Annotated in this window: 12 protein-coding genes and 1 other RNA gene; 10 read left to right on the forward strand and 3 right to left on the reverse strand. The window is 62.0% G+C overall.

Annotated elements, in window-relative coordinates; genetic code table 11:
- Positions 1 to 3 precede the first annotated feature (3 nt).
- From ACOJCM_RS02720 to ACOJCM_RS02755, 8 genes are all read left to right on the forward strand, one after another.
- The gene (locus ACOJCM_RS02720; RefSeq protein ID WP_445210531.1) at positions 4 to 705 is read left to right on the forward strand and encodes a CoA transferase subunit A; all 702 of its coding nucleotides are present in this window, start codon (positions 4 to 6) and stop codon (positions 703 to 705) included.
- Positions 695 to 1,348: a 3-oxoacid CoA-transferase subunit B gene (locus ACOJCM_RS02725; RefSeq protein WP_445210532.1), complete on the forward strand. Its 654-nt coding sequence runs from the start codon at positions 695 to 697 to the stop codon at positions 1,346 to 1,348. The genes ACOJCM_RS02720 and ACOJCM_RS02725 overlap by 11 nt, the downstream gene beginning before the upstream one ends.
- Entirely contained in the window at positions 1,348 to 2,631 is a 1,284-nt protein-coding gene (locus ACOJCM_RS02730; RefSeq protein ID WP_445210533.1) for an ArgE/DapE family deacylase, read from the forward strand. The genes ACOJCM_RS02725 and ACOJCM_RS02730 overlap by 1 nt, the downstream gene beginning before the upstream one ends.
- A complete protein-coding gene (locus tag ACOJCM_RS02735) occupies positions 2,628 to 3,818 on the forward strand; it encodes an acetyl-CoA C-acyltransferase (RefSeq protein WP_445210534.1) in 1,191 nt (396 codons plus the stop codon). Before ACOJCM_RS02730 ends, ACOJCM_RS02735 begins: the two co-directional genes overlap by 4 nt.
- 139 nt (positions 3,819 to 3,957) lie before the next feature.
- Positions 3,958 to 4,761, forward strand: a complete 804-nt coding sequence (locus ACOJCM_RS02740) for a transporter substrate-binding domain-containing protein (RefSeq protein WP_445210535.1) — start codon at positions 3,958 to 3,960, stop codon at positions 4,759 to 4,761.
- Positions 4,762 to 4,837: 76 nt separating this feature from the next.
- The gene (locus ACOJCM_RS02745; protein WP_445210536.1) at positions 4,838 to 5,494 is read left to right on the forward strand and encodes an amino acid ABC transporter permease; all 657 of its coding nucleotides are present in this window, start codon (positions 4,838 to 4,840) and stop codon (positions 5,492 to 5,494) included.
- A gap of 33 nt (positions 5,495 to 5,527) precedes the next feature.
- A complete protein-coding gene (locus tag ACOJCM_RS02750; protein ID WP_445210537.1) occupies positions 5,528 to 6,181 on the forward strand; it encodes an amino acid ABC transporter permease in 654 nt (217 codons plus the stop codon).
- 36 nt (positions 6,182 to 6,217) lie between these two features.
- On the forward strand, positions 6,218 to 6,973 hold the full coding sequence (locus tag ACOJCM_RS02755) for an amino acid ABC transporter ATP-binding protein (protein ID WP_445210538.1): 756 nt from the start codon (positions 6,218 to 6,220) through the stop codon (positions 6,971 to 6,973).
- 106 nt (positions 6,974 to 7,079) lie between these two features.
- Here the strand turns inward: ACOJCM_RS02755 and ACOJCM_RS02760 are convergent, their stop codons facing one another.
- Both ACOJCM_RS02760 and ffs read right to left on the reverse strand, forming a co-directional pair.
- Positions 7,080 to 7,385, reverse strand: coding sequence for a hypothetical protein (locus ACOJCM_RS02760; RefSeq protein ID WP_445210539.1), 306 nt, complete (start codon positions 7,383 to 7,385; stop codon positions 7,080 to 7,082).
- Positions 7,386 to 7,608: 223 nt separating this feature from the next.
- Positions 7,609 to 7,705: signal recognition particle sRNA small type (ffs, locus tag ACOJCM_RS02765), an RNA gene on the reverse strand.
- Between the two features lie 210 nt (positions 7,706 to 7,915).
- Here ffs and ACOJCM_RS02770 point away from each other — a divergent pair.
- On the forward strand, positions 7,916 to 9,139 hold the full coding sequence (locus ACOJCM_RS02770; protein WP_445210540.1) for an ATP-grasp domain-containing protein: 1,224 nt from the start codon (positions 7,916 to 7,918) through the stop codon (positions 9,137 to 9,139).
- Between the two features lie 62 nt (positions 9,140 to 9,201).
- Positions 9,202 to 11,241 (forward strand): hypothetical protein, encoded by a 2,040-nt coding sequence (locus ACOJCM_RS02775; RefSeq protein ID WP_445210629.1) that lies wholly within the window; start codon positions 9,202 to 9,204, stop codon positions 11,239 to 11,241.
- Here the strand turns inward: ACOJCM_RS02775 and ACOJCM_RS02780 are convergent.
- Positions 11,226 to 12,272, reverse strand: a complete 1,047-nt coding sequence (locus ACOJCM_RS02780) for an AbrB family transcriptional regulator (RefSeq protein ID WP_445210541.1) — start codon at positions 12,270 to 12,272, stop codon at positions 11,226 to 11,228. The two genes, ACOJCM_RS02775 and ACOJCM_RS02780, sit on opposite strands and share 16 nt — an antisense overlap.
- Between the last annotated feature and the right edge of the window lie 54 nt (positions 12,273 to 12,326).

Genomic DNA, 12,326 nt, shown 5'->3' on the forward strand with positions numbered 1-12,326 from the left:
GGCATGACACTACTGACCGACAAATATCGCGCCATAGACGAGGCCATCGCCACCATTCCCCATGGCGCCTCGATCATGGTAGGCGGCTTCGGCTCCCCGGGTACGCCCTTCGCCCTGATCGACGAACTGCTGGCCCAGGGGCAGCGCGACCTCACCGTGATCAAGAACGATGCCAACGAGCCGGGCATCGGCGTCGGCAAGCTGATCGAGGCCGGCCGTGTGCGCCGCCTGATCACCTCGCATATTGGTCTCAACCGCGACGCCATCGCAGCGATGAACCACGGCGAGCTCATCGTCGAGCTCTTCCCCCAGGGGATTCTGGCCGAGAAGATCCGCAGCGCCGGGGCCGGTCACCACGGCTTTCTCACCGATATCGGCCAGGGCACCGAAATAGCGGCCGGTCGCCGCGAGATCGAACTGGACGGTCGCACCCTGGGCATCGAGCCGGCGCTCTGCGCCGACTTCGCCCTGGTCCACGCCGAACGCGCCGACCGGTACGGCAACCTGATCTACCGCGCGACCGCCAGCAACTTCAACCCACTGATGGCGATGGCCGCCGATACCGTCATCGCCCAGGCCTACCGGGTCGACGAACCCGGCAGCATGATGCCCGAGGCGATCCACACCCCCTGCGCCTTCGTCAGCCAGGTGGTGGCGGTCGCCCTGGAAACCAGCGAACAGGGGAGACGCGCCCATGTCGGCTGACCAGCAGCGCATTCTTGCCCGCGCCGCCCAAGAAATAGTCCCGGGGCAAATCGTCAACCTGGGAATCGGGCTGCCCACGCAGCTGTTCCACTACCTGCCGGCGGAAATGGAGGTCCTGGTGCACTCGGAAAACGGCGTGCTGGGCTGCCGTCCACGCACCGCAGGCGAGGCGCCGGACTACGACATGATCGATTCGGGCGGCGCTTATATCGCCACCCGTCCGGGCGCCAGCGTGTTCGACAGCGCCATGTCGTTCGCCATGATCCGCCGCAGCCGAGTGGACATCACCTTCATGGGTGCCTTTGAAGTCGATGCGCTGGGCAACCTCGCCAACTGGAAGATACCGGGCAAGTTTTCGCCGGGTATCGGCGGCGCCATGGAATTGGCACAGAAGGTCAAGCGCCTGGTGATCCTGTGCTCGCATAACGACAAGCACGGCAATGCCAAGATCCTTACGCGCTGCCGCCTGCCCTTGACCGCCGAGCGCTGCGTGTCGCGCATCATCACGGACAAGGCGGTGATGGACGTGACGCAAGAGGGGCTAGTCGTGGTGGACATGGCCGAGGGTCTGAGCGTTGCCGAGCTGCGCGAGGCCACCGAGGCCACGCTGATCGTCGACGAGCGTCGGCTGGGGAGATTCTGATGTTAACTGACACCGAGAACCGCATCGTCGAACGCTGCGAGGCGTTGATGGAAGAAACCCTGGCGCTGACTTGCGATTTGGTGCGCGGCTACAGCGTGCTGGGCCAGGAGCATGGCGCGCTGGAAACCATGGAACGCTGGTTTGAACGTCTCGACCTGCCCACCACCCGGGTGCCGCTGGACGCCCCCGGCTTCGACGCACATCCCCATCGCGCGCCTACCGAGTGGGAGTGCCAGGGCCGGTACAACCTGGTAGCCCAGCTCAACGCCGGAGCCCCGGGGCCACACCTGGTATTCAATGGCCACCTCGACGTGGTGCCCGCCGAGCCCGCCGACATGTGGGCCCGCCCACCGTGGGAGCCCTGGGAGCAGGACGGCTGGCTCTACGGGCGCGGCGCCGGCGACATGAAGGCCGGCATCGCCGCCATGGTCATGGCCGTACAAGCGGTGCGCGAGGCCGACGTGCCCATCGACTTTCCGCTGACTCTGCAGACCGTGATCGAAGAAGAGTGCACCGGCAACGGCGCCCTGGCCTGCCTGCACCAAGGCTACAGCGGCGACTTCGTGCTGATTCCCGAGCCCTTCGGCGCCCGGATCTATGCCGGCCAGGTCGGCGTGCTGTGGTTTCGCATGCGCCTCGATGGCGTGCCCGCGCATGTGCTCGACACCCGCGCTGGCAGCAACGCCATCGAGGCGATCCTCGACTACCTGCCGGCGTTCAAGGCGCTGGAGGCCGATATCAATGCCCTGCCGCGCCAGGCCCCCTATGACGGCCTCGAACATCCCTTCAACCTGAGCATCGGCAAGATAGAAGGCGGTAACTGGGCCTCCAGCGTGCCCGCCCATGCCACTCTCGAAGGCCGTGTCGGCTTCCCGCCGGGCATGACCTCCGACGAGGTCATGCATCTTGTTCGTCATGCCATCGAGGCGCGCCACGCCGAACTCGACACCCCTTCACCTGCCCCGCGCGTCGAATTCCACGGCTTCCGCTCGGAGGGGCACCTGGTCGACATGAAAGCGCCGGGCATCGCTCTGCTTTCGCGTTGCCATGAGGATCTGCTGGGTGAGCCACCGGGGACCTACCTCTCCACGTGCACCACCGACCTGCGCGCCTTTAATGTCAGCGGCGGGATCGCCGGCTCCTGTTACGGGCCGGTGGCCGAGCGCATCCACGGCGTCGACGAATGCGTCGAGATCGACTCCATCCGCCATGTGCTGACCACCTATGCACTGTTCCTGTATCGCTGGGCGCAGCTGGCAGACAGCACAGGAGGCCGCACATGAAGGACGTGTACCTCGTCGACTATGCCCGCAGTGCATTCACCCGTGCCCATCCGCGCAAGCCGGAATTGGACGGATGGGCCGAAACCCGCGGCGACGCCTTGCTGGCCCGGGTACTCGACGCCCTGCTCGACCGCGGCGGTGTCGACCCCGGGCATGTGGAGGATCTCAGCATCGGTTGCGCGCTGCCCGTCAAGGAGCAGTGGGGCTTCGGTGGACGCTACCCGTTGTGGCAGTCGCGACACCTCGGTCCGGGAGGCCGTGAATGCGCTACACGTCAGATCGACCAGCAGTGCGGCTCCGGGCTCGCCGCCCTGCGCAGCGCTGCCCGGGAGATACAAGCCGGTGCCGTTGACGTGGCCCTGGCCGGCGGCTTCGAGCACATGACCCGGGTACCGATGGGGCCCGCCCTGTTCAAGGAGGGTGTCCTGACCGTGCCGGGGGTCTTGCAGGACGCGCCTTGGCTCGAAATCGAGCCGGCGCTGAACATGGGTATGACCGCCGAGCGACTGGCGCAGGCGTCCGGGATCGAACGCGACGATATGGACGAATTTGCGCTCCAGTCCCACCGCCGCGCCGCCCAGGCCGAGGCCGAGGGCCGCTTCGAGGGTGAGCGCCTGGTCCTGACCAACCCGTCGGGTGAGGTCGTCAGGCTCGACGCCAACATCCGCCCTGACACCAACCGCGAGCGGTTGGCCGGGCTCGACCCGGTATTCCTCGAAGGGGGCCGGGTGACGGCAGGCAACAGCTCTCCGCTGACCTCCGGCGCGGCGGCGGCAGTGCTGATGTCGCCCGCCGCCCTTGACCGCTACGCGGCCAGGCCGCTGGCCCGCGTTGTTGCTTTCGCCGATGTGGGCGTTGCCCCCGAGGGCATGGGTGCCGGTGCCGCGAAAGCCGCAGAACAGGCGCTGTCGCGAGCAGGCCTGGATGCCTCCCAAATCGAGGCCTGGGAAATCAATGAGGCGTTTGCCGTCGTGCCGTTGCATGCCATGCGCCAGCTCAGGCTCGACCCTGCGCGGGTCAACGTATGGGGCGGTGCCCTGGCGTTAGGGCATCCGCTGGGGGCCACTGGTGTGCGCCTGGCCGGGACCCTGGCACGTATTCTGGCGAGCCGCGGTGGACGCTTCGGTTGCGCCACGGCCTGCGTGGGCGGTGGCCAGGGAATCGCCGTGATCCTCGAGCGCATATGACCGCAAAGACAAGACTTGCTAGTCTCGAATATTCGTGTTTACCAATATAACAGGAGGTGAGAAACGCTGTCGCTTCAGACTGATTTGATACGTGAGGCAGGAATCCGCAAAAACAACCCAACAAAGAGCAGGAATCGACATGAAAGCACATAAAAACCGTTTCCAGCGCCCCCTGTACGGGGCCGTGACTTTACTCAGCACGGTAGTGCTGGCAAGTTTTTCAGCCCAGGCACGCGACTTTTCCGATATTCAGGGCGACGTCTTTCAGGTAGCCAACTCGGGTGCCTATCCTCCCTTCAGCTATGTCGACACTTCGGGCAATCTGGTCGGCTTCGATGTGGACATCGCTAACGCTCTGGCAGACAGGATGGGAGTCGAGGCCAACATCCAGACTTCTCCCTGGAATGGCATCGTTGCCGCTCTGGCCGGCGGACGCTTCGATGCCTGCATCTGCAGCATGAGCGTGACCGAAGAGCGCGAACAGGCCGTGGATTTCACCGATAGCTATTACAGTTCGGGACTCTCCGTATGGGTCCAGGAAGGCACCGATGACGTCAACGGCATTGAAGATTTCGAAGGCAAGACTGTCGGTTCCACGCTCGGCGAGACAGGCAACCAGTGGGCCTCCGAAAACGGAGAAGGAAAATGGCGCAACCAGACCTTCCAGGGTTTGCCCGATATGCTGAATGCACTCACCACCGGACGAATCGACGTCATGATCGCTGACGACGTACCTGTCTACGTGGCGCTAAACGACGAGGATATCAATATCAAGCAAATCGACGTGGGCGAGCTACCCAGCTGGCCGGCGGCCATTGCCATTCAGAAGAACAAGCCAGAGCTCAAGGAAGCTCTCAACGAGGCATTAGCTGAGATCAAGGAGGATGGCACCTATCAGGAGATCGTCGACAAGTGGATAGGCGAAGGCGTCGAGTTCCACTAACTCGATCTTGAGGCAGCAGGTACAGCCCTGCTGCTTCCGATCTTCATCGCATCACAACAACAGGGTAAAGAAGCTCATGGACATCAACCTGATGATCGAAATATTACCGCTGCTGGTGAAGGCGGCCGGGATAACCATCGATATATCGGCTCGTGCCCTGTTCTTCGGTTTCTTCATCGCCTCTGCGCTAGTGGCGCTGCGAACGTCACGAAACCCACCCATTCGCTGGCTGGCTCGCTCCTATATCAGCGTGGTCCGTGGAACCCCCTATTTCGTCCAGTTGCTGCTGGTGTTCTATGGAGGGCCTGCCATCGGTCTGCGCATGGACCCATTCACCTGCGGCGTGTTCGTCGGGGCCTTCAATATTGGCGCTTACATGAGCGAGGCGATTCGCGGCGCCATCGAATCGGTCGAGAGCGGGCAGAACGAGGCATCACGATCGCTGGGGTTCGGACGCTTCGCCACGCTCCAGCATATTGTCCTGCCCCAGGCGGCCGGCTTGATGATTCGTTCCATTGGGGTGCTGGCCATCATTCTGGTCAAGAACTCTTCGCTTGTCTCGATCATTTCGGTCGTCGAACTGACCTACCAGGCTCAGCGCCTCACCGGATCCACCTACAAGCCACTGGAAGTCTTCACTCTAAGCGCCCTGATGTACATCGTTATCATCTACGCGATCATGGGTATCGTTGAGTTTCTATATCGTCGCGCCACGCGATATACCTATCTGTAGAGCCCAAGACATATAATAAATAGGTAAGCTTTCATGGAATTCGACTTCAGCTCCGTCTTCACCTACTTCCCAACGCTTCTCAAAGGGGTAGGGGCCACGCTGCTCATCGGGTTGGCAGTCGCCGTCATGTCGATTATCGGCGGCCAGATCGTTGCCGTCATTTCCCTCTACACGAGAAAAGCCGTGAATTGGCCGCTGCGCTTTTTCATCTGGCTGTTCATGACGACACCACTGTTGCTCCAGCTCTACTTTCTTTACTTTGGCATTGGCCAATGGATACTGTTACCGGCCATCGTGGTCGGCGTGATGGGCCTAGGGTTCCATTACATGGCCTATAATGCAGATATTTTCATTGCCACCCTCAAGTCGGTATCGAAGGGGCAATATGAAGCCTCCCGCTCGCTGGGCTTTGGCCATCTGGCCACTATTTTTTACATCGTATTGCCCCAAGCGTTCTATCGCGCCATCCCCCAGCTCGGCAACAACATGATCATCATGGTCAAGGATATTTCGGTGCTCTCCGCCATTGGCATCGCCGAACTAGTCTATCTCTCTCAATATGCCATCAGCGTGACGTTTCGACCCTTCGAGTTCTATATTACGATCGCTATTATTTATTACATAATCAACATCTTGATGGAAGCCGGCCAATCCTGGGTAGAGCGCCGCGCTGCCATGCGCCGTTAAAGGGGACAGATAATGACACCACAAGTTGCCAACCCGATGGTAGAGCTCAAGGGAGTCAAGAAACGATTCGGCGACCTCGAGGTACTCAAGGGAATCGACCTCAAGGTTGACCGAGGCAAGATCATATCTATCATCGGGCCATCGGGGTCGGGGAAAAGCACCCTGCTTCGATCCATCAATAACCTGGAAGTCATCGACGAAGGTTGCATTCTCCTGGACGGTACCCAGGTCAACCGACCCGACCTGAAAGGGCTTGCTTTCGAAAGGCATATCAACGATATACGCCAGAACATGGGCATGGTGTTCCAGCATTTCAATCTTTTTCCTCATCTCTCGACGCTGGATAACGTGACACTGGCACCAAAAAAATTGAAGGGCTTGAATGCCGGCAGTGCTCGAGAACTCGGCATGGAGCTGCTGGAGCGAGTCGGACTGGCGGACAAGGCATCGACTTTTCCCAGCGCCTTGTCGGGGGGACAGAAGCAGCGCGTCGCCATTGCCCGCGCCTTGGCCATGCAGCCCAAAGTCATGCTGTTCGACGAAGCGACCTCGGCCTTGGATCCCGAGCTGGTGGAGGAAGTGAACCAGGTCATGAAGCGCCTCGCGGAGGAACAGATGACCATGCTCATCGTCACGCACGAAATGGCTTTTGCACGCGATGTATCCGACTGGGCCATGTTCATGGATGGCGGCGTCGTGGTGGAAGCAAACACGCCTGAACGATTATTCACTCAACCCGATCAGGAACGGACATGCCATTTCCTTCGCAAGCACCTCGGGAGCCAGGCATAGCCGCTGAACATGCGGGTAGTGAAGAATCGGGTGCCTTCTATCGAAATGGTATGAAAAACAAAGGGAGGCCGATGGCCTCCCCTCTTGTCTATCCGAGCGGCATCGCTCAGGCGCAATCAGCCGCCCCCTCCCCGAACATATCGAACAACAGCTCGCGCCCCATGGCGGTCAGTACCAGTCGGCCATACTCATTGAAAACGGCCGCCTCGCTGCTCTCGAGCACGCGCTCGCAAGCCCGCCACTCTTGAGAGGCTTCGCGTAATTGGCGCAGAGCGCGGCTATCGAGTCCACGGAAAGGAATGGTGATGGTTTCCAGCACGTGCCCCTGCTGGTAGAGCAGGAAGGCGGCATTCGACAGGCACTGGCGCAGGCTGCGCTGAATTGCGGCGTTGGATGTGGTGTCGGTCTGCATCTGCACTTCCTCTCGCATGAGCTTTGCTGCAGTGCATATTAACACCAAAGTCTAATCCTACCAAGGTCTAATGCGTAAGCATGAGGCGCATCGCACCTTTGGCAACGCCCGTTGAGAAGCCGTTTGGCCCTGGCAATCACGCAAGCGAGCCCTACCCGTCAGCCTTACGCCGCGAGGGTCAGAATGAAAAAAACAGAATAGCGAAGAGCGGAAATGGAGGCGGCCCCGACAGCCACATCCCGGCACACGCGGCCACCACTACCGTTGCTCCCTTCCGGGCCTGGCGGGGTTTGCGGTTTAGCGTTGCGGGAGGACCGACGGGGCCACCACGATACGATGCCTGGGTGACAGGCCTCGAACCCGGCCAGCATCAATGGCTTGCCGAGTGCGCGTGCACTATACCAGCGGTACCGGGAGCGGGCAAGGACCGCTGGCTGAGCCATTTCCTACCTGTGAGGGCGCATCAAATCGACTAGGGTAGAAAGAGCACGGGAACGAGGAGAAAGCTACCGCAACTGAGGAGGCGCCCCATGGACAAGAATCCCGACAAGGGCTATATCGCACTGCTCGGCTGGAGCCTGAATGCTATCGAGGCCGCCGAAAACTTCGATCGTCGCTATCTGGTCGTCGCGCCCGAATGGGCGGAAGAGTACTGCCAGAAACATGACATACCCTACGTGCCGTGGAACTTCGAGCGACTCAACGACCGCTCTCTGGAGATTGCGGAAACACTCAAGGAGCGTGGCGTAGACGTGGCGATTCCGCTATTCGAGGAGACCGTCGAATGGGCAGGCGCCATCAATTCGGTGCTTCTCGACAGCCCCCGTCTCTACGGCCAGTCGCTCCTGCTGCGCGACAAGGCGCTGATGAAACGGCGCGCGCAACTCGGCGGCATTCGTGTGGGCATTTTCGAGGAGGCCCACGACAAGGGCGACGTGATCCGGTTCCTCAAGCGGGTCAATCAGACTCTGCTCAAACTCGACGGCGACCCCAACGACCCGATCCACCTCAAGGCCTTCGACAAGGCCGGCTGCCTCGGGCACCGGGTGATCCGCACGCCGGACGAGGTCGATACCATCCCCGACGAGGAGTTTCCGGTGCTGATGGAGTCGCACCTGGATGGCTGGGAGTTCGCCGTGGAGGCGTGGATCCATGACGGCAAGATCGCCTTCCTCAACATTTCGGAATACGTCACTCTGGGTTATTCGGTATTCGTTCCCGCCTCACCTGAGCTTGAGCAGTACCGTCCCCAGATCACCGCCCAGATCGAGAAGCTGATCAAGGCGTTCGATATCGAGTTCGGCCTGATCCATCCCGAGTACTTCGTCACCAGTGACGGCGAGATGTACTTCGGTGAAGTCGCCTACCGTCCGCCGGGGTTCAAGGTTTTCGAGCTGCTCGAACGGGTGTACGGCTTCAACGCCTACCAGGCCAGCATGCTGGTTTTCGACCCCAAGAGCACCGCCGAGGAGGTCAAGGCATTCTTCCCAAGAGAAGTGGAGGACGCGAAGTGCTATGCCGGCTGTTTCGGCGTCTATCCCCGTCGTCGCGTAGTCAGCCGACTGGAAATCCCCGAAGAAGTCGAGGACGACCCGTATTTCGAATCCCACGAACTCACTTCTCCCATGGAGGAGACCGTGACCAAGCGCACTGCCTTCGGCACTCACTGGGGTTTGATCTACTTCAAGGGCGACGACCCGCATCGGCTGCGTGATCTGCTCAAGCGTCAGGAAGAGCTTGATTTCTACGTCTGACGCAGGCGTGATGAGCACGAAAGGTCATTCAGCAAGGAGTCGGCGTGGTCACCAACGGATACATGCAGGGTAGCGAGCAGCCCACGGGAAGCGACGATAAGCTCAGAAACCTGCTGACCAACCTCGACGAGGCGACCGCCCTGCTCGGTGAGGCTCGCGATTTCGCCAAACCGGGCAAGCTCACCCGCGTGCTGGATACGGCACGTCGGGTGCTGCTGCAACCCGGTGGTGTTGCCGCACTGGAGTCCCGCGCCAGGGCCTTGGAGGAGGCGGGCGTATTCCTCGGCTCGGACTGGGCCACGCCGCAGTACCTGCTGCCCTACCTGACCACCTATTCGCTCAAGAGCCCGAATGCCAACACCGTGGTGATAGAGGCGCTGAGCGAACTGCGCCTGCTGGCGGTGGCCAAGGGCGTCTATGCCCATCCCCAGGTTTCCGCCGAGCAGGCCCACCACTACCTGGCCCAGGTGATGGCGCTCAACCTTTGGCTGCTCTTCAGCGCCCCTAGTGAGGCGGAACGTGAAACCCAGGGTCGGCTGGCCCAGATTCCCCGATTTTTGTTCCGCCATCTGGCCGAGCGTATCGGCTACGAGCACATCATCGACAAACTGATCGAAGAGATCTGGCGTATTCTTCAGCAGCGTCCGATCCAGGTCGATAGTATCAAGCAGATGATCACCCAGATCGCCATCTGCCAGGCCGACCCCGACATCGACCTGGGTGCCAGTGGCCAGGGGGCCGACCGTCTAGTCAGCTCGCTGTTCAGCCCCACCCGGGCCAGTCGCGAAGATCCGGGCATCGAGATCTATCGCGAACGACTGGCGAGCATGGATAATGCCGCCCTGCAGGGCGAGGCCACCGGTTTCGCCCGTGCCATGCACGACACCGGCCTGGTGTCCGCTTACCATCCGGTGCTGCTGCGCCACTTGCTGGAACACAACGACCACCTGTTGGCCGAGGCCCTGGGCCTTTCGTCGACCGGGCGCGATTGCCTGTTGTGCTATCGCGAGCTTGCCCACGCCCTGATTCGAAGCGCGATCCACCCTGCCACGCCTCAGGCCGTCTACGGTCTGGCGCTGATGCTGGAGCGAGGGATTCTCTACCAGCCCCCCGTCGCCCCTGCCATGTGGCGTCAGTTGGGGCTGTCGCTCTCCGAGTGGTCCCGGGCGCGCCTCAACCTGGCATTCGGCGAGGCAGTGTCGCCCCGGGCCCGCCTGCTCGAAGGCGTGCTGTGCATGCTGGGGCAGCCGCTGGGCGTGGGGCAAGGCAACAACCCTACCTGCCAGTCGGCACGAGCGCTCTCCATGTGGGCCTACAACGACCCGGACTATCTGCTGCAAATGGTGGCCTGGGCGGCCCGCGACGACGAGATCGTCATGCATTTCGAGGGACAGCCCATCTCCTCAATGGAGAGCCTCAGCGGTGTGGCCCACACCCTGCCCATGGATCTCGATCCGGTCTCACTGATCGTGGTCCCTCACCTCGATCGTATCTACGCGGAGATGGGTCGACGCTGCATCGACCGCGAGGGCGATCCGCATCGCTGGGTCAATCCTGAGTTTCACGGCTGGTGGTCGGGCCGCGGCTTTCGTATCAATGTCGATGTCGCCACCGGTCAGTTACAGGACCTTGACGAGTTCCTGCGCCACTTCTACGCCAGCTACCACCCCTACTACAACGGCAACCAGCCACTGATTCACCCGCAGCCGGCCGGCATCGCCGTGACCGACAGCGCAGCGCGCTTCATCGGCTGGCATGCCATCACCATCCTGCGAGTGTCGCTGGATCCGACGGAGGTGATGCGGGTTTATTTCTTCAACCCCAATAACGACAGCGGGCAGGACTGGGGCGACGGCGTACAAGTCAGCACCGAGGGGAATGGCGAGCGCTTCGGCGAGGCCTCCCTGCCCTTCGAGCAGTTCGCCTCGCGCCTATATATCTTCCACTACGATCCGCTGGAGCGCGGCGAGCTGGCCCAGATCGATCAGGGAGAGCTCGACCGCGTCACCGAATACCTCTATCGCAGCTGGGGAGCCGACCGTGTGCCCGCGGCAGAACTGCAGGCGGAGGGAGGGCCACGGCCCGGTCAAGAGGACGGATGACGGCGCAATAGCCAGCGCGCCCAGAATGGGGCGAGGAGCATCAGGGCCACCATGCGCAGCAGGTGGTGGAACGCCACGAATACCGGATCCAGGTCCAGCGCTACCGCCAGGATCGCCATCTCGCCGATGCCACCCGGTGCCAGCGCCAGCAGGGCCACGTCGCGCGGCACGCCCACCAGGCGATGGATCAACTCGGCGAAACCGGCCAGCACCACCAGCGCCACCAGGGTAGCAATGAGCGCCTCGAAGAGGTAGCGGCCCAGGCGCGCCGAGGAGAGACCACGAAATCGCGAGCCGATGGCACAGCCCAGCACCCATAGCATCAGGTTCATGCCCCACTCCGGCAGGCTCAGGCTGGCCATGCCGAAGCCGGAAAGTAACCCGGCGAAGAGCAATGGCGTAAGCAACGTGGGGGTAGGAAGCCGCAGGCGCCGCCCCAGCCGGAAAAGCAGCGGCAGGGCCAGGAGCAGCCAGGGTGACGAGAATTCGCTGTCCGCGGCGGCGGCCACTTCGGCACCGCTGGCGCCTTCGTAGAACCAGAATAGCGGCGGCAGGATCATCACCACCAGCACCACGCGCAGTGACTGTGCGATGGCAATGCGCCGCGGGTCGCCTCCGCACTTCTCCCCCATCAGGATCATCGCCGTCATGGCGCCGGGGGCCGAAGCGAACCAGGCGCTTACGGCATCGAAGCCACAACGCCGGTACCAGGCTGCCGCTGCCGCCGTCGAGCCGGCCACGCCAAGCAGCAGCAGCGCAGCGGAGAGCGGCCAGTCCAACACGCGCTCGGCCAGCTGCGGCGTCACCTGGCTGCCCAGCACCAGGCCGAGGACACCGAGAAATCCCTCGCGTAACGGTTCGGGCACTCGCACCTCGACGCCTCGCGCCGACACGATCAGGTTGGCTGTCAATGGTCCCAGCATCCACGCCAGCGGCATGCCGATGAGCTGGAACACGGCCCCACCCAATGCACCGATGGCCAACGACCTCGCCAGCGCCCTGCTCATGTCTGGGTTCACGTGCGTCTCCATTAACCTGCTAACTACCTGATTATGCCATAATACCCGCCTCGTTTACGGCTGTCG

Source organism: Billgrantia hypersalina, assembly GCF_052584175.1.